Here is a 25,838-nt window from a genome sequence, read left to right as displayed (position 1 = left end):
GGGCAACTCTCCCTGCGCGGCCACGCGTGTTCCACGTTCTGTGGAACCGAGCGGACCTTGGGTGCGCAGATTTCATCACTTCGCGCCCGTTTCGCCAGAACAACCTGCCGCAGCCGACCCTGGAAAGGTGCGAATTCCTTGAAATCTGCAAGGCACCGGCCTTGATGGCCTTCTGGATTTCAAGGAAATCGAGGATGTGGAGGGCGCGGGGGCGTCGATAGTGCCCCGCTGCGGCGCGTGAACGTGGAACAGCAGCCACGCAGGGCCTGGCCCTACAATGGCGGGATGCATATTCGCCGCCTTTCGCTCCACAACGTGCGTCGTTTCGACAGCGTGGAACTTGCTCCACAGCCGGGCATCAATCTGATCACGGGCGACAACGGCGCCGGCAAGACCAGCCTGTTGGAAGCGCTGCATGTGATGGCCTACGGGCGAAGTTTCCGTGGGCGGGTGCGCGACGGCCTTGTGCGGCAGGGGTTCGAGGCGCTTGAGGTGTTCGTCGAGTGGGACGAACACATCGCGGCGTCTGGCGCTTCGACACGCCGCCGGGCTGGGCTGCGTCATAGCGGTCAGGACTGGAAGGGGCGGTTGGACGGCGAAGACGTCGCCCAGCTTGGCAACCTGTGCGCGGCGCTCGCGGTAGTCAGCTTCGAACCGGGCAGCCATGCACTGGTCAGCGGAGGCGGCGAACCTCGCCGCCGGTTCCTCGATTGGGGCCTGTTCCACGTGGAACCAGACTTCCTGGCGCTCTGGCGACGCTACTCAAGAGCCTTGAAACAGCGCAACGCCCTGCTCAAGCAGGGTGGCCACTCCCACGCCCTGGATGCATGGGATCGTGAGCTCGCCGAGGCAGGCGAGCCGCTGACCAGCCGCCGCCAGCACTACCTGGACCGCTTGCAGGACCGGGCCATCCAGCTTGCGCAGGATCTGGCGCCCAACCTGGGCATCCAGTCGCTCACACTCAGCCCCGGTTGGCGCAAGCAGGACGTCTCGCTGTCCGATGCGCTGCTGCTGGCGCGCGAACGTGACCGGTTGGCGGGCTATACCTCCGTGGGCCCCCACCGCGCAGACTGGAGCGTGGGGTTTGTGGCCATTCCCGGTCGTGATGCACTCTCCCGTGGACAGGCCAAACTGACGGCGCTGACCTGCCTGCTCGCGCAGGCCGAGGACTACGCGGAGCAGCGTGGGGAATGGCCGGTCATCGCGCTGGACGACATCGCGTCCGAGCTGGACCGGACCCATCAGGCGCGGGTGCTGGACCGCCTGCGCGCCGGGCCGGCCCAGATCTTCATCACCGCCACCGAAACCCCGGCCGCGCTGGAAGGCCGCGCCGACATTACCCGGTTCCACGTGGAACATGGGCAGGTTCAGGCTGTGCCATAGTGGCATCAGGGCCAGCAGCGCCCGGCTGGTATAATTGCGGTTGCAATCCCCAAATCCATCGGCGCCCCGCCCTGCGGCGGCGGCCCGAACTGCGGAGCCTATGGCAAGCGCGATGACTGAAGAACAGAACACTCCGGCACCCACCGGCAATTACGACGCCAACAGCATCACCGCCCTGGAAGGCCTGGAGGCGGTTCGCAAGCGGCCCGGCATGTACATCGGTGACGTCCATGACGGCACCGGTCTACACCACATGGTGTTCGAAGTCGTCGACAACTCGATCGACGAAGCGCTGGCCGGCCACGCCGACCACGTTGCGGTCACGATCCACGCCGACGGCTCGGTGTCGGTGTCCGACAACGGCCGCGGCATTCCCACCGGCAAGCACGCGCAGATGAGCCAGAAGCTCGGCCGCGAGGTTTCGGCTGCCGAAGTGGTGATGACCGTCCTGCACGCGGGCGGCAAGTTCGACGACAACAGCTACAAGGTTTCCGGCGGCCTGCATGGCGTCGGCGTCAGTGTGGTCAATGCCCTGTCGCAGAAGCTCACCCTGGATATCTTCCAGAGCGGTTTCCACTTCCACCAGGAATACGCCGATGGCGCGGCGGTCAGCCCGCTGGCGCAGGTGGAGGCCAGCAGCAAGCGGGGCACCACCCTGCGCTTTTGGCCGTCGGTGACCGCGTTCCACGACAACGTCGAGTTCCACTACGAGATCCTGGCGCGCCGCCTGCGCGAGCTCTCGTTCCTGAACTCCGGCGTCAAGATCGTGCTGGTCGACGAGCGGGGCGATGGCCGTCGCGACGACTTCCACTACGAGGGCGGCATCCGCAGCTTCGTGGAGCACCTGGCGCAGCTGAAGACGCCGCTGCATCCCAACGTGATCTCGGTAACCGGCGAGTCCAACGGCATCACCGTGGAAGTGGCGCTGCAGTGGACCGATTCCTACCAGGAAACGATGTACTGCTTCACCAACAACATCCCGCAGAAGGACGGCGGCACCCACCTGGCCGGCTTCCGCGGCGCGCTCACCCGCGTGCTCAACAACTACATCGAACAGAACGGCATCGCCAAGCAGGCCAAGATCAACCTGACCGGCGATGACATGCGCGAAGGCATGATCGCGGTGCTGTCGGTGAAGGTGCCCGATCCCAGCTTCTCCAGCCAGACCAAGGAAAAGCTGGTCAGCTCGGACGTGCGCCCGGCGGTGGAAAGCGCGTTCGGCCAGCGCCTGGAAGAGTTCCTGCAGGAAAACCCGAACGAAGCCAAGGCCATCGCTGGCAAGATCGTCGATGCTGCCCGGGCCCGTGAAGCCGCACGCAAGGCGCGCGACCTGACCCGCCGCAAGGGCGCGCTGGATATCGCCGGCCTGCCCGGCAAGCTGGCCGACTGCCAGGAAAAAGACCCCGCGCTGTCCGAACTGTTCATCGTCGAGGGTGACTCGGCAGGTGGCTCGGCCAAGCAGGGCCGCAACCGCAAGAACCAGGCGGTGCTGCCGTTGCGTGGCAAGATCCTCAATGTCGAACGCGCGCGCTTCGACCGCATGCTCGCCTCCGACCAGGTCGGTACGCTGATCACCGCGCTGGGCACCGGCATCGGTCGCGACGAGTACAACCCGGACAAGCTGCGCTACCACCGCATCATCATCATGACCGACGCCGACGTCGACGGCGCGCACATCCGCACCCTGCTGCTGACCTTCTTCTACCGGCAGATGCCGGAGCTGATCGAGCGCGGCCACGTCTACATCGGCCTGCCGCCGCTGTACAAGATCAAGCAGGGCAAGCAGGAGCTGTACCTGAAGGACGATCCGGCGCTGGACGCCTACCTGGCCAGCAATGCGGTGGAAAATGCCTCGCTGATCCCGGCCGAGAACGAGCCTGCCATCGAAGGCGTCGCCCTGGAAAAGTTGCTGCTTGCCTACGCGTCGGCGCAGGAGGCGATCGGCCGCAACGCCCATCGCTACGACCGCCAGCTGCTGGAAGCCCTGGTCGATTTCACCCCGATGGATCTTGAGCACCTGCGCAAGGCCGGCGAAGACGAAGGCCTGGCCGCACTGGCCAAGCGGCTCAACCAGGGCAGCCTGGGCTCGCCGCGCTTCAGCCTGGAACTGCAGGAACCCACCGAACAGCGTCCGGCCGCCGTGCTGGTCACCCGCCGCCACATGGGCGAATCGCTGATCCAGGTGCTGCCGCTGGCGGCATTCGAAACCGGCGAGCTGCGTGCCCTGCACCAGTCCTCGGTGCTGCTGCACGGGTTGATCCGCGATGGCGCCAGGATTGTGCGCGGCGCCAAGTCGTCGGAGATCTCCGGATTTGCCGAGGCTCGCAACTGGCTGCTGGACGAAGCCAAGAAGGGCCGCCAGATCCAGCGCTTCAAGGGCCTGGGTGAAATGAACCCCGAGCAGCTCTGGGACACCACGGTGAACCCCGATACGCGGCGCCTGCTGCAGGTGCGCATCGAGGACGCGGTGGCCGCTGACCAGATCTTCAGCACCCTGATGGGCGATGTGGTCGAGCCGCGCCGCGACTTCATCGAAGACAACGCGTTGCGGGTCGCCAACCTGGATATCTGACACAATCGGGCCAGGGCCGGCCGGTTGCGACCTGCAACCGGCCCGGCCGCCGCCTCTTGCTGCCAGGAACCCGATGTCCGCTACTGCCCCGGCGTCCACGACGCCTCCGCTGCCTCCCGCCGTACCCAAGGCGCCCCAACGGAAACCCGGCTCGCCCATTGCGGGGTTCCTGATCGATCTCGGCATTGCCACCCTCACCCTGCTTGGGCTCAGCATGGCCAGCGGCGTGCTCTGGGGCATGTACCGCGCCATCATCGTCGTTCGCGAAACCGGCGCCCAGCCGGCCGAGGCACTCGCCCAGCAGGTGGGCCAACCCGGAGCACTGGCGCAGATCCTGATGGCGCTGTTCGCCACCGGTGGCGCCGCGGTATTTCTCTACTTCCTTCGCCGGCGCGCCGACGCAGCCGAACGCAGTGCATCGCTGCAGGCCGCGCGCCGTCCGTCTACCTGGGGCTGGACCCTGCTGGTGGCCGCTGCGGTGGTGATCGGCAGCAACGGTATCGCCTGGCTGGCCCGCCAGGCCGGCATTGAACCAGTTCCGACCAACCTGGCGCTGATGGAGCAGGCGTTGGCCCGGTTCCCCTGGTTCCTGGCGCTGTTCGCCGTCGTGCTGGCACCGGCCTACGAAGAACTGCTGTTCCGCCGCGTACTGTTCGGGCGCCTCTGGCAGGCCGGCCGGCCGTGGCTGGGCATGCTGCTCAGCAGCCTGGCGTTCGCGCTGGTCCACGAAGTGCCCGGTACCAGTGAGAACGGCCCGTGGGAGATCGCCCAGCTGTGGCTGGTCTACGGTGGCATGGGTGCGGCATTCGCCTGGCTGTACCAGCGTACCGGCACCCTGTGGGCGCCGATCGCCGCGCATGCCCTGAACAACGCCATCGCGCTGGCCGCGCTGGTGTTCCTGGGATTGCATTGACCGCAGCGTCGGTTTGACAAAACCTTACGTCCGTTCCGCCAGACTGCTGACATGAACACGGGAGTCCCCGCCTTGAAACCCTTGCTGCTCGGACTTGTCATCACCCTCATGGTCAGCGCCTGCGCCACCACCACGTCGCCCACCGGGCGGCGCCAGATGGTGGGCGGCGTTTCCCAGGCCGACCTGGACCAGCTTGGCGCGAAGGCATTTGCCGAAACCAAGCAGAAAGAAAAGATCAGCAGCGACGGCCGGCAGAACGGCTACGTCCAGTGCGTGGTGAATGCCCTGGTCGCCCAGCTGCCGCCTCAGTACCGTGGCGTACGGTGGGAAACGGCCGTCTTCGTGGATGCCGAGCCTAACGCGTTCGCCCTGCCCGGTGGCAAGGTTGGCGTGAACACCGGCATCTTCACCGTGGCCAAGAACCAGGACCAGCTGGCGGCGGTGATCGGGCACGAGATCGGCCACGTCATCTCGCGCCACCACGAAGAGCGCCTGACCCGGCAGATGGGCGCGCAGACCGGCCTGGCCGTGCTCGGCGCGCTGGCCGGGGCGGCCTACGGCGAAGGCGCGGCCAGCACGGTGAACCAGCTCGGCGGCGCCGGCGCCCAGGCCGCGTTCCTGCTGCCCGGCTCGCGGACCCAGGAAAGCGAGGCCGACGTGGTCGGCCAGCGGCTGATGGCCGAAGCCGGCTTCGACCCGGCCCAGGCGGTCAACCTGTGGCAGAACATGATGGCCGCCAGCGGCGGGCGTTCCCCGCAGTGGCTGTCCACCCACCCCGACCCGGCCAACCGGATCCGCGAACTGCAGCGCGACGCGCCTGCGCTCAACGGCGTTTTCCAGCAGGCCCAGGCCGCCGGGCGGCGCCCGAGGTGCGGGTGATTCGACCAAAGGATGCTGTGGTGCAGCATCGGAAACGATTTCTCACGTCAGCAGTTTCTGATACGTTTGGCGGCTCAGATTTTTCTGACAGTCCGTATTGATGCCGCCACGGCGGTTTGACCGAGGTGAAAGATGATTTTCAGCAACCACAAGCAAGCCGTGCTTACCGTCCTCATCGCGACCGCCCTCGGTGGCGCCGTGGTCACTGACGCCGTCGCCCAGACCCGCTCCACCGACCGCAGCAACAGCGATCGCCGTGGTGGCAAGAAGGACCAGGCCAAGGCGGAAGTGCTGTATCCCCAGGCGACCCGCGAGGAGCCGAGCACCAAGTCCTCGCCGAAGCTGGGCAAGCAGCTGCAGAAGATGATCGACAGCTACAACGACCAGAAGTTCCCGGAGACCCTCGCGGCCGCCAATGAGATTCTGGCCAACAGCGCCGCCAATGCCTACGACAAGTCGCTGGCCGCGCAGCTCGCTTCGCAGGCGGCCTACCAGTCCGACGACAGCGCAGCCGCCAAGAAGTACCTGCAGCAGGTGCTGGAGTTCAACGGCCTGGACAACAATGGCCACTACCAGTCGATGCTGATGCTTGGCCAGCTGCAGATCCAGGACGATGAAACCGCGGTCGGCCTGGCGACGCTGGACAAATATTTCGCCGAAACCAAGTCGACCAAGCCGGAAGAGCTGATCATCAAGGGTCAGGCGCTGTACCAGCTGGAGCGCTACCAGGAAGCCATTCCGGTGATCAAGGCCGCCATCGCGGGCAGCACCGAGCCGAAGGACAACTGGAACCAGCTGCTGATGGGCGCCATGGCCGAAGCCGGGCAGACCGGTGAAGCCGTCAAGGAAGCCGAAGCCTTGGCCGCCAAGAACCCGAATGACAAGAAGGCCCAGATGAACCTGGCCAGCATGTACCTGCAGGCCGACCAGATGGCCAAGGCCGCCACCGTCATGGACAAGCTGCTTGCCGCCGGCCAGCTGACCGACGAGCGCGAGTACAAGCAGGCCTATTCGGTCTTCGCCAACGCCGAGGGCCAGGAGCAGAAGGTCATCACGGTGATCAACGATGGCCTGCAGAAGGGTGTGCTGAAGCCGGATTACCAGGTGTACCTGGCCCTGGCCCAGGCGTACTACTACTCCGATCCGCAGCAGGTGGAAAAGGCGATCGATGCGTGGCAGAAGGCCGCCCCGCTTTCCAAGGATGGCGAAACCTATCTGAATCTGGCACGCGTCTTGCATTCGGAAGGTCGTATTCCCGAGGCCAAAACGGCTGCCCAGCAGGCGCTGGCCAAGGGTGTGAAGAATCAGGCGGATGCCAAGAAAATCATCAACCTGAAGTAAGTAGGAATAACGCCTGAACGCCTGCGACAGTGATGCGCAGGCGCTCAGGATTGGTATAAGCTTGGAGGTTCCTGCGGTGTCATGCACCGCTGATCATGGGTCCCCCGTCCCCGGGTACCCGGCCCCACTAATGAGCTCTTGGCGCATGACGGAACAACTAGTCGTTCACAGGTACGAACAACGCGATGACACCGGCCTCAGCTGGCCGCGCATCGTGGGCATCGCCTTTGTAATCGCATTGCATCTCGCCGCCTTCATGATGCTTCTGATCCCCGCCGTGGCCCCCAAGGCCGTTGCGGAAAAGGAACGCAACGTGATGGTGACCCTGGTCGACGCTCCGCCGCCGCCGCCCCCCCCGCCGCCGCCGCCGCCGCCGCAGGAGACGCCGCCGCCGCCGGTGAAGAACCTGTCGCCGCCGAAGCCGTCGCCGGTGCCGCCGCCGCCGCAGGCGCCGGTGATCGACGTGCCGGAACCGCGTCCGAACGACATCGTCACGCCTCCGAGCCCGCCGAGTCCGCCGCAGCCGCCGAGCTCCATCGAGGCCAGCGTCGATATCTCGTCGAAGGCCATGAATCCCCCGCGTTACCCGCCGGCCGCATTCCGCGCAGGTATCCAGGGTGAAGTCATCCTGATCATTGATGTCGATGCCAACGGCAACGTCACCAATGTGACGGTCGAAAAGTCCAGCCGTAACCGCGATCTGGACCGCGCCGCGATGGAAGCCGCCCGTAAGTGGCGCTTCAATGCAGCCGAATCGGGCGGGAAGAAAGCTGCAGGTCGCGTCCGCGTCCCGGTCAACTTTGCGCTGAATTGACCGGTCGGGTGGCCCCTGGCCACCCACCAGTCACTTGAACCCAGCTACAACATTCATCACCACACACAACAAAGGTAAGCGTCATGCTGCAGGAACTCTTCATCGCCGCTGCTGCCGGGGGCAACCCGTCGAATGCCCTCTCGCAGATGGGCTTCGAGCATCTGATCCACGAAATGACCTCCAAGCCGGGCGATTTCGCCGTCTCCTGGGTCGTGCTTCTGACCCTGGTGATCATGTCGGCCATGTCCTGGTACTGGACCGTCATCAACATCTTCCGCGCTACCCGTCTGAAGAGCGCTGCTGACAAGGTCGTGAGCCTGTTCTGGGATACCCCGAACGCCCAGGACGCCATCCGTGCGATGGAAGAGCAGCCGGCTTCCGAGCCGTTCTCGAAGATCGCCCTGGACGCTGCGCAGGCTGCTGCCCACCACCAGCGTGCCGAAGGCGGCGCCACCGGTGGCCTGGGTGAGAACCTGAGCCGTTCGGAGTTCGTCGATCGCGCCCTGCGTCAGGCCGTGACCCGCGAAAGCAACAACCTGCAGTCGGGCATGACCCTGCTGGCCACCGTCGGCGCAACCGCTCCGTTCGTCGGTCTGCTCGGCACCGTGTGGGGCATCTACGGCGCGCTGATCAAGATCGGTGCAACCGGTTCGGCCTCCATCGACGCCGTTGCCGGCCCGGTGGGTGAAGCCCTGATCATGACCGCCATCGGTCTGTTCGTGGCAATCCCGGCCGTGTTCGCCTTCAACTTCTTCAGCAAGATCAACAGCGCCACGATCAGCAAGTTCGATACGTTCGCTCACGACCTGCACGACTTCTTCGCCACCGGTTCGCGCGTCCGCTAATTGCGACGCGCTGTACCCAGCGAGAACGTAGTCAACACGATCTAGACGGAGCCCGTTATGGCTTTCAGTAGTGGTAACAGCGGCGGCCCCATGGCCGACATCAACGTTACGCCCCTCGTGGACGTGATGCTGGTGCTGCTGATCATCTTCATCATCACGGCGCCCCTGATGTCCCACAAGGTCAAGGTCGACCTGCCCGAGGCCAACCTGGTGCAGAAGCCGGAAGATGCGGCCGATCGCAAGGGCCCCATCACCCTTGCGGTGAAGGAAGACGGCTCGATCTTCTGGAACGACGAAGAAATCGACAAGCAGACTCTCGAGTCGCGCCTGGCGACCGCCGCCCAGCAGACCCCCCAGCCCCCGCTCAATCTGCGTGGTGACCGCACCACCAAGATGCGTGTCATCAACGAGATGACCAAGATTGCGCAGGAGCAGGGCATGCTCGACGTTGGCTTCGTGGCCACCAAAGAGAAGGGGCAGTAAGCCATGGCATTCAGTTCTGGTGGTGGCAAAGGCCCCATGGCCGACATCAACGTTACGCCCCTGGTGGACGTGATGCTGGTGCTGTTGATCATCTTCATCGTTACCGCGCCGATCATGACGTACCCGATCGCCGTGGACCTGCCGCAGCGCGTGCTCAACCCACCGCCGCAGCTGGTCGAACCGCCGCCGCCGATCGAGCTGCGGGTGGACGCCAGCAACCAGGTGACCTGGAACAACAGCCCGATTTCCGTGGGCGAACTCCAGCAGCGCATGGAGCAGGAAGTGCAGCGTGACCCGACCAACCAGCCCGAGCTGCGCATCGACGCCAGCCCGGACTCCGAGTACGACGTGATGGCCAAGATCCTGGCCGCCGCGAAGAACGCGCAGATGAAGAAGATCGGGTTCCAGCAGCAGTAATACGCAAGACCAAGTCATGACGCGACTGGAAAGCGCCCCTGGAAACAGGGGCGCTTTTTTTTCTGCGCGCACCGGACGGCGTTGTCCGGCTATGATCCGCGCATGCTTGCCACCTACCCCGCGCTTGCCGATTGGCTCCATTGGCTGGATGCCGTACCGCATCTGCGCCCCCTGATGATCGCCGCCTACGTGCTCTACCTGCTGTGGCTGATCGGCTGGATCATGCTGCAGAAGCGCGAACCGGTAGCCACGCTGAGCTGGATCCTGTCGCTCGCCGCCCTGCCCTACCTTGGGCTCTTCATCTATTACCTGCTGGGCCCGCAGAAGGTGAAACGGCAGCGCCTGCGCCGTGGCCGTGCACGGTCGGGCATGGAGCACTACAACAGCGTGTGCCCGCCCGACGCGGACTGCACCGAGCTGGCCAAGATCGCCCAGGCCACCACCGGCCTGGCGCCCAGCTCGGCCACCGGAGTGGAATGGCTGGTGGACGGCGCGCAGACCTATGCCGCCTTGTTGAAGGCAGTGGCCCAGGCCCGGGACCACCTGCACGTGGAGTACTACATCTTCAATCCCGATCACGCCGGTACCGCGCTGCGCGACGCACTGGTGGAACGCGCCCGCGCCGGTGTCCGCGTGCGCCTGCTGCTCGATGCGGTCGGCTCGTCGGCAGTGGGCAGGCGCTTCCTGGAACCGCTGCGCGACGCCGGAGCCGAAGTGGCGTGGTTCCATCCCCGCCAGCTCCTCAAGCCCTTCAAGCGGCCGTGGATGAACATGCGTACGCACCGCAAGCTGGTGGTGATCGACGGCCGCGTGGCGTTCACCGGAGGCATCAACATCACCGACGACGAGGACGACAGCCGCAGGCCCGACGCGTACCGCGACCTGCACATGCGCCTGTCCGGCCACGTGGTGCGCAGCCTGCAGCTGGTGTTCGTGGAAGACTGGATCTATGCCACCGGCGAGCCCAAGGAGCGCTTCGCCATCGCCCAGCTGTGGCCCGACGACATGCCCGCGCGAACGGACGGCGCGATCACCGCCCAGGTGCTGGTGTCGGGCCCGGACTCCTCGTGGGAAACCATCCACCGCCTGCAGGTGGCCGCCATCCACGAAGCGCGCGAGCGTGTCTGGCTGGTCACCCCCTACTTCGTACCGGGTGAAGCCGCACGCATGGCGCTTACCTCCGCCGCCCTGGGCGGGCTGGACGTGCGCCTGCTGGTGCCGAAGATGAGCGACTCGTGGTTCGTCACCCAGGCGGCGCGCTCCTACTTCGACGAACTGCTCCAGGCCGGCGTCAAGATCTATGAGTACGGCCCGCGGATGCTGCACACCAAGGCGTTCATCGCCGACCACGACGTGTGCATTGCCGGCAGCGCCAACTTCGACCATCGCAGCTTCCGGCTCAACTTCGAACTGTCGATGATGATCAGCGACGAAGGCTGCGTGGCCGAGCTGGAGAAGATCCTCATCGCCGAGTTCGCCGCATCCAGCCCGGTCCGCAACGACCGGCGGCGTTCGCTGTGGCTGCACCGGGTTCCCGAAGCCTTCGCGCGCCTGGCCTCGCCGCTGCTGTAAGGGCGGCACGTGGAACCGGCCCGGGCAGCGGCGCTACACTGGCCCGGTCAACCGGGGAGAATGACAATGTACTGGCTGTTCCTGCTGCTGGCGATCGGCTGCTTCACCTTCGCCGTCAAAACGCCCTCCACGGGCCTGATGCTGCTGTCGTTGTTCGGCGCCCTGCTGTTCCTGCTGGCGTGGGTACGCGGACGCTACCTGGCCAGCTTTGGCGGCACTGCCGGTGGCAGCGAACCCGATATCTACAACGCCATCGATCCCACCGAACTGCGCCGGCTGCGCGAACAGGCCCAGGCCCGCCGCGACGCCGACCGCGAAGAGAACGACCTGCCCCCGCACCCATGACCCAGCTCAGCGTCAACGTGAACAAGATCGCCGTCCTGCGCAATTCGCGCGGCGGCCACGACCCCGATGTGGTGCAGGCGGCCGCCGCCTGCCTGGACGCCGGCGCGCATGGCATCACCGTGCACCCGCGCCCGGACCGCCGGCACATCCGTGCCGAAGACGTGATCGCATTGTCGGCCCTCACCGCGGCCCGTGGCGTCGAGTTCAACATTGAAGGCAATCCTTTCGCGCCGCCGCGACCCGGTTACCCGGGCCTGTTGCCGCTGTGCGAACAGACGCGCCCGGCCCAGGCCACGCTGGTCCCGGACAGCGACGGGCAGTTGACCTCCGACCACGGCTTCGACTTCGGTCGCGACGCCGAGCGCCTGCGCCCGCTGATTGCCGACCTCAAGTCCTACGGCTGCCGGGTGAGCCTGTTCGTGGATGCCGGCAATCCAGACATCGCCGAGGCAGCTGCGGTCGGCGCGGACCGGGTCGAGCTGTACACCGGTCCTTATGCTGAGGCACACGCGCGCGGCGACGCGACGGTGATGCTGGCACTGTTCGCCGGGGCCGCCCGCCGCGCCCAGGCGGCTGGGCTGGGGGTCAATGCCGGCCATGACCTGTCGCAGGAAAATCTCCGCGCGTTTCTGCAGGCGGTGCCGGATGTACTGGAAGTATCGATAGGGCATGCGTTGATCAGCGAAGCGCTGTATGCCGGGTTGGAGGCTACGGTGAAGGGATATCTTGGGTTGCTTTGAGATGGCGTTGGCAGGGATGGCGTTGACACGCATGGCAGAAAAACCCGACGGTCTCACAGCCTGTGGATAACCGTGGGGAGAAACCCTGACCGGTTCATCGCAAACCCAGCGACCACAACGGTTCCCCTTCCAAATGGACCTGTGGTTAGTAATACTACTAACCCATGAGCACCCGGCTTTCCCTCCCCGCCTCGTTCCTGTGGTCTCAGTCAATGAGACACCCCCTGCCTACCCTGTAATCACATGGGTATCGCAATCAAAGGCCGCGGCTCCACCACGCACCTGGCAGGCCGCTTCGAGGTCACCGTCAGCGAAGCCATGGACGATGGGTGGGAACCGGAGAGCAGCGAAGAATTCGCTGCCCCGCGCCTGCGTACCGAAGTCCGTGCGGAAACCGCGCGCAGCATCATCAGCCGCAACAAATCGCCCGACGTGGGCTTCAGCCAGTCGGTGAATCCCTACCGGGGCTGCGAACACGGGTGCTCGTACTGCTTCGCCCGCCCCTCGCATGCGTTCCTGAATCTTTCCCCGGGGCTGGACTTCGAAACCAAGCTGTTCGCCAAGACCAATGCGCCGCAGCTGCTGCGCAAGGAGCTGTCGCGGCCGTCGTACACCCCGCAGCCGATTGCGCTGGGCATCAACACCGATGCCTACCAGCCCATCGAGCGCAAGCTCAAGCTCACCCGGCAACTGATCGAGGTAATGCTGGAAACCCGGCACCCGTTCTCGCTGATCACCAAGAACGCGCTGGTGGAGCGGGACATCGACCTGCTCGCGCCACTGGCGGAAAAAAACCTGGTCAGCGTGCACTTCTCGGTCACCTCGCTCGACCCGCACCTGTCTGCCCGCCTGGAACCGCGCGCCTCCGCACCGCACGCACGCCTGCGCGCCATGCGTCGCCTGCACGAGGCCGGCATCCCGGTCGGCGTGATGGTGGCCCCGGTCATTCCCTGGATCAACGATTCCGAACTGGAAGCGGTGCTGGAAGCGGCGCGTGATGCCGGTGCCAGTACGGCCGGCTACGTGCTGCTGCGCCTGCCGTTGGAAGTGGCACCCTTGTTCCGCGACTGGCTTGATACCCACCATCCCGATCGCGCTGCGCATGTGATGAGCACCATCAACCAGCTGCGTGGCGGCAAGGACTACAACAGCGAGTTCGGCACCCGCATGCGGGGCGAAGGCGTATACGCGGACCTGCTGTCCAATCGTTTCAAGCTGGCGCGCCGACGGCTGGGGTTCGACGCGCAGAACAGCCACTGGCCGAAGCTGGACTGCACGACGTTCGTGCGGCCCCTGCCGCCGCGCGAGGATTCACCGCAGGGTTCATTGTTCTAGTTCGCGCAGGGCATGCCATGCACTGCCGAACAGTGCCTTGGCCTGCACCATCTGGTCGCCGAGGTAACGACACACCACCACGCGCTCCAGTTCGCTGACGGAGAACGCGTGCCGCATCTCCTCGCCCACCCTTTCGCGTATGCGCGCTGCCGCCGCCGCGAGGGTCGGTCCGGCGTATACCAGCGTGCCCATTATCGGCGCGCCGGCCAAGGTAAACGGCGCGCCCTGGGTCCACTCCGGCCCCGAAATGCAGCAGCGCTCAAACCAGATCTGCCGGCCCTCGCGCACGATCTCCACGCTCTGCCGGAACGTCCCTGCGCCTGCGTGCTCATTCGCAGCGGGCCGCGCGAAGGTGACCACGTCCCAGCCAATGTAGACCGCGTCGGCGGCGAGTTCCGCGCGGGTTCGCATCGCGCCTTCGGCGCCGGGATGCACGATGGTCTCCTCGGGAACGTATTCGCAGAGCGCGCCTTCGGCCACGTGCACCCGCAGCAGCTGTTCGCTGGGGCGCTGTCGACTGCGGAGTATCCTGACCGGGCCGGGCGTAGTGAGGACGGCCTGGGCGCGTGCTGCCAGATGGCAGTCGATCTCCAGCTGGCCGCCACGGGACGGGTGCAGCAGATGGACACGCGCCGAACCGTCGTTTTCCGGATAGAACGTGCGCTGCGCAGCCGGTGGCCCGACATGCCGACGTCGCATGAGCCGGGTCCTGCCGTCGTGGTGCTCGAACCACAGCGCCAGGCTTCCACGCCAACCGTTTGCAGTCATCACCGTCTCCCTGTGAACTGCAGGGCAACGACGCAGTGAACGCGCCGCTGCACCTACATTGGGCAGCGGCGTGTTCAACCCGGGTGAAAGACCCTCAGGGGCAGCGCACCGCCGGCGAAACGTCAATTCGCACCACCAGGTAGCGCATGAAGAACTGGGTGATGGGTCCAACGCCCAGCGCGAATACCACCGTGCCGACGCCGGCGACGCCGCCCAATGCAATGCCCAGCGCCAGCACCACCAGTTCGATGCAGGTACGCACGCGCTGGATCGACCCGCCCGCGCGGCGGGCAATGCCCGTCATCAGACCATCGCGCGGGCCGGGTCCCAACTGGGCGCCCACATACAGCGCCGTGGCAATGGCACAGACCACCACGCCGCCCACCAGATAGACCCAGCGCAGCGCGAGGGTGTCGGGGACCACCCACAGCTGCAGGTTGAGGTCGGTGAACGGCCCCAGCAACAGGGTGTTGGCCAGCGTGCCAAGTCCCGGCATCTGCCGTAGCGGAATCCACAGCAGCAGGACCACCAGCGCCACCAGGACCATGATGGTGCCCAGCGACAGCGGCAGATGCCGCGCCGCACCCTCGTGGAACACGACCCAGGGCGAGCCGCCCAACGTGCTGTACATCAACAGCGCATTGGAGAAGCCGTACAGCCACAGCCCCACCAGCAGGCGCAGCAGCCGCTCGGGCAGGCGGCCCGCGCGCAGTTGCGCAAGTGGCCCCAGATTGGTCAGCGCCGACGGAGAAGTATTCAGGTTCATGGGGCCAGTATCCGGCCCACTGGCACTTCCACGTAGCGCCATTTCAGCCATAGTGGCCCCATGAACCGTGCGCTTACGCCCCAGCATCTGGCCACGCTGGTCGGCCAGTTTCCCCGCAGCCCCGCCTATCGCGGACTGCGCCAGGTCCTGCAGGACCTCATCGGCGACGGTCGCATTCCGCTGGATGCGCGCCTGCCCAGCGAGCGCGCCGTCTCGCAGCAGCTCGGGGTGTCGCGCAACACGGTCACGCGCGCCTATGCCGACCTGGTCGCTGCCGGTTTCGCCAGCACCCGCCACGGTGCCGGCACCTTTGCGGCGGTGCCGGCCGACCGCCGCCGCGCGCACGACCATGCACTGCGTTCGTTCGCCAGCCCCCACGACCCCGACGGCAGCATCGACCTTACCTGCGCTTCCACCACCGCCATCGCCGGGCTCGATGCCGCGTACGCGCGCGCCATGGAGCGGTTGCCGGGCTACCTCGGCAGCGATGGCTACCGCCCCACCGGCCTGCCCGTCCTGCGCGCCCTGATCGCAGCGCAGTTCGCCCAGCGCGGCCTGCCCACCGACCCCGACCAGATCATGGTGACCTCGGGCGCATTGGCTGCCACCGCCGTGGTGGCGCGTGCCCTCTCGCGACCCGGCGACAGGGTGATGATCGAATCACCGGTCTACCCCAATGTCATTGAAGCGCTGCGCATAGGCGGCGCGCGACTGGTGGCCTCGCCCATGGGCGATGCACTGGGCGAGGAGGGATGGGACCTGGACGGCATCGCCGCCACGCTCACCCAGACCCGACCGCACCTGGCCTACCTCATCCCCGACTACCAGAACCCCACCGGCTTCCTGATGCGCGACGAGCAGCGCGCACGCTATGCCGCCGCGCTGCAGGCCACGCGCACGGTGCCGGTGGTCGACGAATCGCTGCAGGCGCTGTCGCTGACCGACGTCGCCATGCCGCTGCCGTTCGCCGCCCATGCGCCGGACGCGGTCACCCTGGGCAGCGTGTCCAAGCTGTACTGGAGTGGCCTGCGCGTGGGCTGGATCCGCGCACCGCAGGCAATGATGGACACGCTGATCAAGGCTCGCCTCCAGCTGGACCTTGGCACCGCCCTGTTCGACCAGCTGGTGGTGACCGAACTGCTGCAGGACCCGGCCCTGCTGGCGGCACGCCGCACCCAGCTGCGCCAGCGCCGGGACGCCTTGGCCCAGGCGATCGTCGAACACCTGCCGGACTGGCGTTTCCGGCTGCCGCAGGGCGGCATGACGTTGTGGCTGCAGCTGCCGGCCGGCACCAGCGCCACCCGGTTCGCGGCCCAGCTGGAAGCGGCCGGCGTCCACGTTCCGCCCGGGCCGATGTTCAGCGTCGAAGGCGGCGGCGACCAATGGCTGCGCATTCCCTACGTGCGGCCGGAGGAAGACCTGCGCGCAGCGGTGCGACGCATCGCCGAGGTGTGGTCCAAGGCGCCGGCGCGGCCGTCCGCCCGCAGGGAAGGCGCGAGGGTGGTTATTCTTTAGCCTGCCCAATCCACGGATGCGCCTCAGGAGGTCACCTTGCCAGCCCTGTTTTCTTCGCTACGCGACCTCCTGCGGGTGTACAGCGGAAGCCTTCAGATCGTGCACGACGAGGAACATCACTTCTATGCCAACTGCCAGAGGTCTGATGCCAAAGGCAAAGCACAGTTCTTCGGTGCGGTGAAGGCATCCGGGCGCAAACACGTCTTCCACTTCATGCCCATCTACGACTTCCCCGAGCTGCTGGTCGACATCAGTCCAGAACTCAGGAAGCGCATGCAAGGGAAGTCGTGCTTCAACTTCGAGGCTGTCGATCCCTCGCTCCTTGTCGAACTGAAGCGCCTGGTCGAACAGGGCGCCGCGCGCTACAAAGCGGCCGGCAAGCTGTAACCCCGCTCAGCCCGCAATTTCCCGCAGCTCCTGCCGGTACTTCCGGCTGCAGGGCAGCGCCGTGCCGTCGCGCAGGTGAACCTTCGCGTCGCCGGTGTCCAGCGGCTCGATCGAGGCGATGTGCGGCACGGCCACCAGGTAGCTGCGGTGGATGCGTACGAAGCGCTGCGGGTCCAGCCGGGTTGCCACGCCGGCCAGGGTGCTGCGCAGGGGGTAATCGTGGCCGCGCACCCGCAGGTTCACGTAGTTGCCCGCCGCCTGCACCCATTCGATGTCGCTGGCCGCGATCAGGAACTCCCGGCCCAGCTTGCGCACCAGGAAGCGTTCCGGCCGCTCCACCGGTTCCACCGGTGGGCCCTGGTCGGGCGCACTCAGCAGGCTGACTTCGCCCTGCCAGCGCCGCATCACGAACCGGTAGCCCTCCATCACCAGCACGATGGAGATGAAGCTGCGGACGTCCTTCAGATACTCGTAGAGCAGCTCACGCGGCCACGGCCCGAAGTCGTACGCCTGCCCGACCGCCCGGTACGCCAGCATCCGAAGTGCCACCATGGCACCCACATGGACCACGCAGACGGCCATGCTCACCGGCAGGTACTGCAGCAGCCGCCGTCGCCAGTTGTCCCAGAGCAGCGGGAACCGGCGCGTGTACCAGGCCAGGAAGGGAATCAGCAGCAGCAGCCACACCACCGCGCTGCTCGCCTCCCACACCACCGGCTTCCAGGTCTCGAAGCCGGCATTGAGCCGGCGCAGGTCGATCACCGTGGTGACGCTGTTGCCGAGCAGGTTGGTGCCGACCAGCAGCACCCAGAACCCCCACTCCACCCAGCGCCGCCACGGCAGATAACGTTCGTAGGGCATCGGGTCGGGGTGGGTCATCCAGCAAGTGTAGGCGGCGCGGTGGGGGCCGCACCATTCCCGCTCGTCCCCGCGGGCCCGCGGTTCGTCCCTGGGGCCCGGCGGGCCGACCCTTCGCGCTGGCAGGCCCCGGCGCGCGGACGCAGGGTGGGGCTCCCTGATGACTGGAGCGCACCATGCAACGCCGATACGACCTGGACTGGGTGCGCGTCTGCGCCTTTGGCGTGCTCGTGCTGTACCACGTGGGCATGTACTACGTGACCTGGGACTGGCATGTAAAAAGCCCGCACGCCAGCCACGCACTGGAACCCTTCATGGTGCTGACCGCGCCCTGGCGGTTGTCGCTGCTGTTCCTGGTATCGGGCGCGGCCACCGCCTTCATGTTCAGCCGGATCCAGACGCGTCCCGACGCAGGCGCCAGCCGGCTGCGGCTGCTCGGCACCCGTTCCTGGACCCTGCTGGTCCCGCTGGTGTTCGGCATGGTGGTGGTGGTCACGCCCCAGTCCTACTACGAAGTCGTCGAGCAGCTGCCCGGCGGCTATCACCACGGCTACCTGACCTTCTGGGGCCAGTACCTGTCCGGCTACGAGGGATTCTGCGATGCCGACGGCTGCCTGCGCGTGCCCACCTGGAACCAACTGTGGTTCGTGGCCTACCTGTGGGTGTACACGGTCGTGATCTGGCTGCTGTGGTGCCTGGCGCCCCGGCCGCTGCAGGCGCTTGGACGTGGCGTGGCGCATGCGCTCTCCGGCCCGGGCGCACTGGTCTGGCCTGCGCTGCTGCTGGCGCTGCTCCGGGTGACCCTGTCCGCGCGTTTCGAATCGACCCATGCGCTGGTGGACGACTGGTACAACCATGCCCAGTACTTCGCCGTGTTCCTGCTGGGCTTCCTGCTGGCGCGCGCCGATCGGTTCTGGGAGGCAGTGGCGCGTCTGCGCTGGCCGGCGCTGGTGCTGTGGCTGGCCAGCTGGGCCGGGATCATCGTGTACTTCATCGGCTACGCCGACGTGGAGCCACCGTCGGCGCTGCGCATGGGCATGCGCGCGGTATGGGGCCTCAACCAATGGTGCGCCATCGTGGCCGTGCTCGGCTTCGCGCGGCACTGGAACCCGGGCAACACCCGCGCGCTGCGCTACCTGGTGCCGGCGGTGTTTCCGGTCTACATCCTGCACCAGACTCTCATCGTGGTCGCCGCGCACACCCTGAAGCCGCTGGGCATGCCAGCGCTGGTGGAAGGCCCGTTGCTGGTGGCGATCACCTTTGCGCTGGCATTCCTGGGGTATGAAGGCATCCGCCGGGTCGCCTGGCTGCGGCCGCTGTTCGGATTGAAGGCTAGTGCGATCGCGGCCCCTGCCCTGCCCGCCACCCGCGGCACGCCCTAGGCGCGCAGTTCGTGGCGCCCTGGCCGCGTCGGCATGCTAGCCTGCGCGGTTACGTCCCTGCACTTGTCCGCCCATGCCCTCCAGGTCCCACCCCCGCCCCGCCACCCGGGATACCGGCGCCACCTTCCGCATGTTGTGGCCGCTGGTGGCGGTCATGCTGTTCTTCCTGGGCAGCGGCTTCCTGGCCGGCAAGAACATCCGCACGATCCAGCACGGCAGTGCCCTGGTCATCCGCTCGCAGGAGACGATGAATGCCATGGGCGATGTACTGTCGGCCGTGCAGGATGCCGAGACCGGGCAGCGCGGCTATCTGCTGACCGGGGACGAGAGTTACCTGGAGCCTTACCGGACCGCATTGGCCGTGGCCAGCACGCGCCTGGAGGCCATGCAGCGCAGCCTTGCTGACGATCCCGCGCAGGGAGAACGCCTCAAACTGCTGGCACGCAGGGTCCAGGACAAGCTGGACGAACTGCATCAGACCATCGAGCTGCGCCGCACCCAGGGCTTCGATGCCGCGCTGGCCGTGGTCAGTTCGAACAGCGGCAAGGCCGCCATGGACGACATCCGCGCGCGCCTGGCGGCGATGCGCGCGATCGAGCTCGACAAGCGCGCCGAGCGCCTGGCGGAAATGGAGACCGCCTACAACACCGCGCTGAGCTCGGGTGCGGCCAGCGCCGTGCTGGGTACGGTGCTGACCATCTTCATTGCCTTCCTGCTCCGCCGCCACACACGCGCGCGCGAACGCGACGCCTGGCTGCAGCGCGGACGCCTGGAGCTGGCCACCGCCACCGGCGGCGACCTGGACGGGGCCACCCTTGCCCGCGCCAGCCTTGGCTTCCTCGCCGGCTTCACCGGCGCCCAGGCCGGCAAGCTGTTCGTGCCCGGTGCCCTCGGCTTCCAGCAGATCGGTGCGGTGGGAACCGCCGCGTCGCTGGAGGACACCGCCAGCAGCGGGCAGCCGCTGCTCGGCGGCCTGCTCGGCCGTGCCGTGGACGAGAAGCGTGTGCTGCTCGTCAACGATGTGCCGCCGGGCTATTTCACGGTCGGCTCCGGCCTTGGACAGGCCCAGCCGCGCCACCTGGTCATCGCACCCAGCCTGCACGAGGGCGAGGTGACCGGCGTCATCGAGCTGGGCTTCTTCGGCACGGTGCCGCCCGAGGTGATCGAACTGCTCGAACTTGCCTCGGCCGACATGGCCGTCGCGCTGCGCTCGGCCGCCTACCGGTCGCGGCTGTCCGAACTGCTGGCCCAAACCCAGCGCCAGTCGGAAACGCTGCAGGTGCAGAGCGAGGAACTTCGCGTTTCCAACGAGGAACTGGAAGAACAGAGCCGCGCGTTGCGCGCGTCCCAGCATGAGCTGGAGGAGCAGCAGGCGGAGCTGGAGCAGACCAACAGCCAGCTGTTCGAGCAGTCGCAGCAACTCGAGGAAGAGCGCGACAAACTGGCCCGCGCCAATGCCGGCATCGTGGCCGAATCGCACAAGGTGCAGCGGGCCAGCCAGTACAAGTCCGAGTTCCTGGCCAACATGTCGCACGAACTGCGCACACCGCTCAATTCGGCGTTGATCCTTTCCAAGCTGCTGGCCGACAACCGCGACGGCAACCTCAGCACGGAGCAGGTGAAGTTCGCGCGGACCATCCATGCCTCCGGCACGGACCTGCTCAACCTCATCAATGAGATCCTCGACCTGTCCAAGATCGAGGCCGGCCACATCGAAGTGCATGCCGAGCGTTTCGGCGTGGAAAAGCTGCTGTCGGACCTCTCGGCACTGCTGGGTCCAATCGCCAGCGAAAAGGGCCTGTCGCTGGACGTTTCCATGAGCGCCGATTGCCCGGCGACGATTGAATCGGACCGCCAGCGCATCGAACAGATCCTCAAGAACCTGCTGTCCAATGCGCTGAAGTTCACCGAGGCCGGCAGCGTGGCCGTGTCGGCCTCGGCCACCCGCGATGGCAAGCTGGAGTTCGCGGTGCGCGACACCGGCATCGGCATTGCACCCGAACAGCAGGCGCGCATCTTCGAAGCCTTCCAGCAGGCCGACGGCTCGATCAGCCGACGTTACGGCGGTACCGGGCTGGGGTTGTCCATTTCGCAGGAGCTGGCGCGCCTGCTCGGCGGCGACATCACCGTGGAAAGCGAGCCCGGCCAGGGCAGTTGCTTCCGACTGGTGGTCGCCACCCGGCTGGCCGCGCAGCCGCCGGCGGCGCAGCCCGTCGCCGCGACGCCGGTAGCAACCCCGCGCGTCGCGCGTGCCGACGTCCCGCCCACGCCGGTGAGCCCGCGCCCCGCAGGTGATGCAGGCACCAGGACCGCCAGTACGGGCCGGGGCCTGATCCTGATCATCGAGGACGACGCCGCGTTCGGCGAGATCGTCAGCGACCTGGCGCAGGAGATGGGCTTCCGCGCCAAGGTCGCGCAGACCGCCGGTGAAGCGCTGGCCGCGGCGCGCGCCGAACCCCCGCATGCCATCGTGCTGGACATCGGCCTGCCGGACCAGTCGGGGCTGTCGGTGCTGGACGTGCTCAAGCACGACATGCGTACCCGCCACATTCCCATCCACGTGGTTTCGGCCACCGACCATTCGCACAAGGCACTGTCGCTGGGCGCGGTAGGCTACCTGGGCAAGCCCGCCACCCGCGAGGACCTCGCCGGCGTGCTCGATTCGCTGGAGCGTCGCCTCCTGCAACGTCCACGCCGCGTCCTGGTGGTCGAAGACGACGCCGTGCAGCTGGACGCGGTGCGCGAGCTGCTGGCGGTGGCCGACGTGGAAACCATTGGCGCGCGATCGGCGTCGGAATGCCTGCAGGTGCTGGAGCAGCACAGCTTCGACTGCATGGTGCTGGACCTCACCCTCCCCGACGCCTCCGGCTTCGAGCTGCTGGAACTGCTCACCGAAAAGAGCCTGCACGCGCTGCCACCGGTCATCGTCTACACCGGTCGGGTGCTGTCGCCTGCCGAGGAAGTGCGGCTGGGGCACTATTCCAGTTCGATCATCATCAAGGGCGCCCGCTCGCCCGAGCGCCTGCTCGACGAGGTCACCCTGTTCCTGCACAAGGTGGTCAGTGACCTGCCGGAATCGCAGCAGGGCATGATCCGGACCGCGCAGCATCGCGACACCGCACTGGAAGGCCGTCGCGTGCTGATCGTCGAAGACGATGTGCGCAACATCTACGCCCTGATGAATGTGCTGGAGCCGCACGGGTGCAAGGTGTCCATCGCACGGAACGGCCAGGACGCCATCGACGCATTGACCGCCGCGGTGGGTGGGCCTGAGCCCATCGAGCTGGTACTGATGGACATCATGATGCCGGTCAAGGATGGCCTGACCGCCACCCGTGAGATCCGCCAGGATGGCCGCTTCGGCAGACTGCCGATCATCGCGCTCACCGCCAAGGCCATGCCCGACGACCAGCAGCAGTGCATCCAGGCCGGTGCCAACGACTACATCGCCAAGCCGCTGGACGTGGACAAGCTGGTGTCGCTTATCCGGGTGTGGCTGATGGCATGACCTGACACCTCGCCTGTCCGCGTCGCGGTGCGCGATGCTTCCCCGCGTGCGGCAACCGTCGCACCCGGGCCGGTCAACCTGCAGCGTCCATCGTTCCTGGTGCGGCCACACGGCGCGCAGCGCTCAGGTACCGGCAATACTTGCCTATGAAGATACCGGTGAAGCCGCCAGACAGAAGCAGGTAGGACGCGCTGAAGCCGGCATCGGCGCTGAGCGACGGCGAGACCGACAGCGCGGACTCGAAGCCATACTTCACCGCGAAGGTGACCAGCAGCAGGGGCAGCAGGCTGTAGTCCGCACTGCGCCACAACATTCCCGTCGAGCGGTTCATGGCCAGCGTCGCGCGACGCAGCAGCATCCAGCCAAGGCCCATGCCCGCAGCGATGCCAACCAGCCACTCCGCCCACGCAATCCACGAGGCGCCGTAGCGCTGGGTGATCGACCAGATGCCCCACGCGGCGAACAGCGCCGGCACGATGGCCAGCCTGGCAAGCGAGGTCTCGCCGGGCTTCATGGCGGCAATGCCCCGGGTGACCAGGAAGATGAGGAGCGCCCAGACCCAGAGGGGGGTGTGCGAAATGAACTGCTGCAGCATGGGTGGGACGTCCTTGGCGGGGTTGGGGCGCCGACGCGGCGCCGTGAGGAAGTGATTGAATTCTCGCGCCCGGCCCGCCCGGAACAAGTGACAGCTGTCAGCCATCGGGGAGTACAGGGAGCAGCAGGCACGTGCCCCCGCGCATCAGCGCCCCTGCCGCGCCGCGATCGACGCCGGGTAGCGCTCACCCTGCACCTGGATATCGGCCAGCACGGCGTCGATCTGTGCCAACTCGCCGGCATCCAGCACCAGCTCTGCGGCCGCCAGGTTCTCTTCCAGCCGGTGCAGCTTGGTCGTGCCCGGGATCGGTGCGATCCACGGCCTGCGTGAGAGCAGCCAGGCCAACGCGACCTGTGCCGAGGTGGCACCACGCGCGTGCGCAATGGCGGTGATGCGGTCCACCAGTGCCTGGTTGGCACGCCGTGCGTCTGCTTCGAACCGGGGCACCACATTGCGGAAGTCGCCGTCGGCGAACGTGGTATCGGCGGTGATGCTGCCGGTCAGGAAGCCCTTGCCGAGCGGACTGAACGGCACGAAGCCAATGCCCAGTTCCTCGCACAGCGGCAGGATCTCGCGCTCAGGCTCGCGCCACCACAGCGAGTACTCGCTCTGCAATGCGGCCACGGGCTGCACGGCATGGGCGCGACGCAGCGATTCGGTGCCTGCCTCGGACATGCCGAAGTGCCTCACCTTGCCCTCGGCGATCAGGTCACGCACGGTGCCGGCAACGTCCTCCATCGGCACGGCCGGGTCGACGCGGTGCTGGTAGAAGAGATCGATGTAGTCGGTGCCCAGGTTGCGCAGCGACGCTTCGGCGACCTGCCGGATGCGCGCGGGGCGACTGTCCACCCCCTTGGTGGAGTCGCCCTCGGTGAAACCGAACTTGGTGGCAATGACCACCTTGTCGCGCACCGCCGCCAGCGCTTCGCCCACCAGCACTTCATTGGCGCCCTGTGCATATGCCTCGGCCGTGTCGAAGAAGGTGACGCCCAGGTCGTAGGCACGGCGGATCACCTCGAGGCCATGCTCGCGCGTGACCGCGGGACCGTAGCCGAAGCTCAGGCCCATGCAGCCCAGGCCAAGTGCTGACACGGTCGGCCCGTGCTTACCCAGAGTTCTGTAGTTCATGGTGTTGTCCGCGGAGGGGGTATGGCCAATCTACGCCTCGGCCAGACATGCTTGCAGACGCATGATGGAATATCGCTTATATGCGGGGCGCATCAATCGATCGCTGGAACCGCGCGCGGCCACGTCGCATCGACTTGCTACGATGCCACGACCCCTGGCGGACGCACCGCGATGAAGACTCGATTGATCCTGGCCGCAACGCTGACGCTCGTTGCAACCACCGGCAGCGCGATGGCCGCGCCTGGCGAGACCGCCCGACGCGAGATCGCCGCATTGATCGGTGCACTCGACGGTTCATCCTGCCGTTTCCAGCGCAACGGCAGTTGGCACGACGCTGCCGAGGCGCGTGCACACCTGCAGCGCAAGTACGATTACCTGCTCAGGAAGGACAAGGTGGATACCGCGGAGCAGTTCATCGAGCGGGCCGCCAGCCGCAGCAGCATGAGCGGCCAGCCCTACCGGATCGCCTGCCCGGGCCAGCCCGAACAGAGTGCTGCGTCCTGGTTCGGCGCGAAGCTGCAGGCGCTGCGGACGCGTGTCACCCAGCCCCGAACAGCGTCTGTGCGTTCTGGAACAGGATCCAGCTTGTCGCGATGAACTTGTCCCCGCCCTCCGGCCGGTTGCCCCGGTGCGTGTGGGTGAAGGCGGTGGGCGCAATCAACAGGCTGCCGGTACGCGGCGCGATCTTCCGCTGCTGGAACAGGAACTCGGTTTCCCCGGCGTCGAAGTCGTCATTCAGGTACAGCGTCCACAGCAGGTGCCGGTGCAGGGTTTCCGCCGCCGGGTCGCGCGGGTACAGCTCGCAGTGCCAGTACGGGTAACCGCCCTCGCCCGCCGCATACCACTGCAGGTTGATGGCGCCGGGACGCAGGCAGGTACGCGCCAGTTCGGAGAGCGCGGCGTCGTCCATGCCGGGGAAATCCCCGGCCGCGAGGCGCCGGGCGTGTCCATCGTTGTCTTGAATCTGCAACATCAGCGGCGAGATCAGCGCCTGTGGATAACGGCGTAGATAAGTCAAAACCCCGCTGAATACTGCCTGTTGCAGTTGGATGTCGACCTGGCGCCACTCGGGGCGCCCACTTATGCGCAGATCCTTGCTGTGCTTGAGTTCCGGGAACACGCCGCTGCCTACTTCGCCGGGCTTCACCTGTGCGCTGGCGCGCATCTGGGCCCGTATGGCGGCGCAGGTCTCGACGGGAATGGCGTTGTGGATTACTTCGATGAAGTCGAGCGGGGTGTCGGCCGGCATGGGGTCATCCGTGGGCATTTCAGCCCGATGGTGACCTGTGTTG

Annotated in this window: 24 protein-coding genes; 18 read left to right on the top strand and 6 right to left on the bottom strand. The window is 66.6% G+C overall.

The features are described from left to right. The first annotated feature begins 285 nt into the window (after positions 1–285). The 13 genes from recF (at position 286) to ACIGII_RS10030 (ending at position 13,639) form a co-directional block, all read left to right on the top strand. Positions 286–1,383, top strand: coding sequence for a DNA replication/repair protein RecF (recF, locus tag ACIGII_RS10090; RefSeq protein ID WP_399637448.1), 1,098 nt, complete (start codon positions 286–288; stop codon positions 1,381–1,383). A 112-nt stretch (positions 1,384–1,495) separates the two neighbouring features. Further along, on the top strand, positions 1,496–3,955 hold the full coding sequence (gyrB, locus tag ACIGII_RS10085) for a DNA topoisomerase (ATP-hydrolyzing) subunit B (protein ID WP_399637343.1): 2,460 nt from the start codon (positions 1,496–1,498) through the stop codon (positions 3,953–3,955). A 73-nt stretch (positions 3,956–4,028) separates the two neighbouring features. After that, entirely contained in the window at positions 4,029–4,868 is an 840-nt protein-coding gene (locus ACIGII_RS10080; RefSeq protein WP_399637340.1) for a lysostaphin resistance A-like protein, read from the top strand. Positions 4,869–4,940: 72 nt separating this feature from the next. Further along, positions 4,941–5,747 carry a M48 family metallopeptidase gene (locus ACIGII_RS10075; RefSeq protein ID WP_399637338.1) on the top strand — a complete coding sequence of 269 codons (807 nt, stop codon included), beginning with the start codon at positions 4,941–4,943 and terminating at the stop codon, positions 5,745–5,747. A gap of 132 nt (positions 5,748–5,879) precedes the next feature. Then, on the top strand, positions 5,880–7,088 hold the full coding sequence (locus tag ACIGII_RS10070) for a tetratricopeptide repeat protein (protein ID WP_399637335.1): 1,209 nt from the start codon (positions 5,880–5,882) through the stop codon (positions 7,086–7,088). A 256-nt stretch (positions 7,089–7,344) separates the two neighbouring features. Next, positions 7,345–7,902, top strand: coding sequence for an energy transducer TonB (locus ACIGII_RS10065; protein ID WP_399637445.1), 558 nt, complete (start codon positions 7,345–7,347; stop codon positions 7,900–7,902). 83 nt (positions 7,903–7,985) lie between these two features. Further along, positions 7,986–8,747, top strand: a complete 762-nt coding sequence (gene exbB / locus ACIGII_RS10060) for a TonB-system energizer ExbB (protein WP_068848033.1) — start codon at positions 7,986–7,988, stop codon at positions 8,745–8,747. Between the two features lie 57 nt (positions 8,748–8,804). Then, positions 8,805–9,230 (top strand): ExbD/TolR family protein, encoded by a 426-nt coding sequence (locus ACIGII_RS10055; protein ID WP_399637333.1) that lies wholly within the window; start codon positions 8,805–8,807, stop codon positions 9,228–9,230. Between the two features lie 3 nt (positions 9,231–9,233). Then, on the top strand, positions 9,234–9,647 hold the full coding sequence (locus ACIGII_RS10050) for an ExbD/TolR family protein (RefSeq protein ID WP_399637331.1): 414 nt from the start codon (positions 9,234–9,236) through the stop codon (positions 9,645–9,647). Between the two features lie 174 nt (positions 9,648–9,821). Next, positions 9,822–11,219 (top strand): cardiolipin synthase, encoded by a 1,398-nt coding sequence (cls, locus tag ACIGII_RS10045; protein ID WP_399637443.1) that lies wholly within the window; start codon positions 9,822–9,824, stop codon positions 11,217–11,219. 66 nt (positions 11,220–11,285) lie between these two features. Beyond that, positions 11,286–11,564, top strand: a complete 279-nt coding sequence (locus ACIGII_RS10040) for a hypothetical protein (protein ID WP_399637329.1) — start codon at positions 11,286–11,288, stop codon at positions 11,562–11,564. Then, positions 11,561–12,304 carry a pyridoxine 5'-phosphate synthase gene (locus tag ACIGII_RS10035; RefSeq protein WP_399637326.1) on the top strand — a complete coding sequence of 248 codons (744 nt, stop codon included), beginning with the start codon at positions 11,561–11,563 and terminating at the stop codon, positions 12,302–12,304. Before ACIGII_RS10040 ends, ACIGII_RS10035 begins: the two co-directional genes overlap by 4 nt. Positions 12,305–12,547: 243 nt before the next feature. Then, entirely contained in the window at positions 12,548–13,639 is a 1,092-nt protein-coding gene (locus ACIGII_RS10030) for a PA0069 family radical SAM protein (protein ID WP_399637323.1), read from the top strand. Here the strand turns inward: ACIGII_RS10030 and ACIGII_RS10025 are convergent. Both ACIGII_RS10025 and ACIGII_RS10020 read right to left on the bottom strand, forming a co-directional pair. After that, positions 13,628–14,407: an urease accessory protein UreD gene (locus tag ACIGII_RS10025; RefSeq protein WP_399637321.1), complete on the bottom strand. Its 780-nt coding sequence runs from the start codon at positions 14,405–14,407 to the stop codon at positions 13,628–13,630. The genes ACIGII_RS10030 and ACIGII_RS10025 overlap by 12 nt on opposite strands. Positions 14,408–14,501: 94 nt before the next feature. Next, positions 14,502–15,173, bottom strand: coding sequence for a YitT family protein (locus ACIGII_RS10020; RefSeq protein ID WP_399637318.1), 672 nt, complete (start codon positions 15,171–15,173; stop codon positions 14,502–14,504). 60 nt (positions 15,174–15,233) lie between these two features. Here ACIGII_RS10020 and ACIGII_RS10015 point away from each other — a divergent pair, with 60 nt between their 5' ends. Further along, positions 15,234–16,688: a PLP-dependent aminotransferase family protein gene (locus tag ACIGII_RS10015; protein WP_399637315.1), complete on the top strand. Its 1,455-nt coding sequence runs from the start codon at positions 15,234–15,236 to the stop codon at positions 16,686–16,688. 36 nt (positions 16,689–16,724) lie between these two features. Then, on the top strand, positions 16,725–17,075 hold the full coding sequence (locus ACIGII_RS10010; RefSeq protein WP_399637312.1) for a hypothetical protein: 351 nt from the start codon (positions 16,725–16,727) through the stop codon (positions 17,073–17,075). A gap of 6 nt (positions 17,076–17,081) precedes the next feature. On the opposite strand, the gene ACIGII_RS10005 is transcribed toward ACIGII_RS10010, so the two are convergent. Beyond that, positions 17,082–17,954 carry a LytTR family DNA-binding domain-containing protein gene (locus ACIGII_RS10005; RefSeq protein WP_399637311.1) on the bottom strand — a complete coding sequence of 291 codons (873 nt, stop codon included), beginning with the start codon at positions 17,952–17,954 and terminating at the stop codon, positions 17,082–17,084. Positions 17,955–18,109: 155 nt separating this feature from the next. Between ACIGII_RS10005 and ACIGII_RS10000 the strand changes: the two genes are divergently transcribed. Beyond that, complete coding sequence (locus tag ACIGII_RS10000) at positions 18,110–19,315, top strand: acyltransferase family protein (protein WP_399637308.1); 1,206 nt, start codon at positions 18,110–18,112, stop codon at positions 19,313–19,315. A gap of 73 nt (positions 19,316–19,388) precedes the next feature. Continuing rightward, the gene (locus ACIGII_RS09995; protein ID WP_399637305.1) at positions 19,389–22,823 is read left to right on the top strand and encodes a response regulator; all 3,435 of its coding nucleotides are present in this window, start codon (positions 19,389–19,391) and stop codon (positions 22,821–22,823) included. A 73-nt stretch (positions 22,824–22,896) separates the two neighbouring features. On the opposite strand, the gene ACIGII_RS09990 is transcribed toward ACIGII_RS09995, so the two are convergent. Further along, positions 22,897–23,523: a DUF6622 family protein gene (locus ACIGII_RS09990; RefSeq protein ID WP_399637303.1), complete on the bottom strand. Its 627-nt coding sequence runs from the start codon at positions 23,521–23,523 to the stop codon at positions 22,897–22,899. A gap of 39 nt (positions 23,524–23,562) precedes the next feature. Next, positions 23,563–24,546 (bottom strand): aldo/keto reductase, encoded by a 984-nt coding sequence (locus ACIGII_RS09985; protein ID WP_399637300.1) that lies wholly within the window; start codon positions 24,544–24,546, stop codon positions 23,563–23,565. A 171-nt stretch (positions 24,547–24,717) separates the two neighbouring features. On the opposite strand from ACIGII_RS09985, the gene ACIGII_RS09980 reads away from it, so the two are divergent. Continuing rightward, entirely contained in the window at positions 24,718–25,143 is a 426-nt protein-coding gene (locus tag ACIGII_RS09980) for a YfeK family protein (protein ID WP_399637441.1), read from the top strand. Here the strand turns inward: ACIGII_RS09980 and ACIGII_RS09975 are convergent. Continuing rightward, positions 25,085–25,795 carry a 2OG-Fe(II) oxygenase gene (locus tag ACIGII_RS09975; RefSeq protein WP_399637298.1) on the bottom strand — a complete coding sequence of 237 codons (711 nt, stop codon included), beginning with the start codon at positions 25,793–25,795 and terminating at the stop codon, positions 25,085–25,087. The two genes, ACIGII_RS09980 and ACIGII_RS09975, sit on opposite strands and share 59 nt — an antisense overlap. Positions 25,796–25,838: the final 43 nt, after the last annotated feature.

The organism is Stenotrophomonas sp. NPDC077420 (genome assembly GCF_044543385.1).
Lineage (GTDB): Bacteria > Pseudomonadota > Gammaproteobacteria > Xanthomonadales > Xanthomonadaceae > Stenotrophomonas.
Note: the sequence above shows the minus strand (reverse complement) of the source record. Positions and strands in the feature narration are given on the sequence as shown.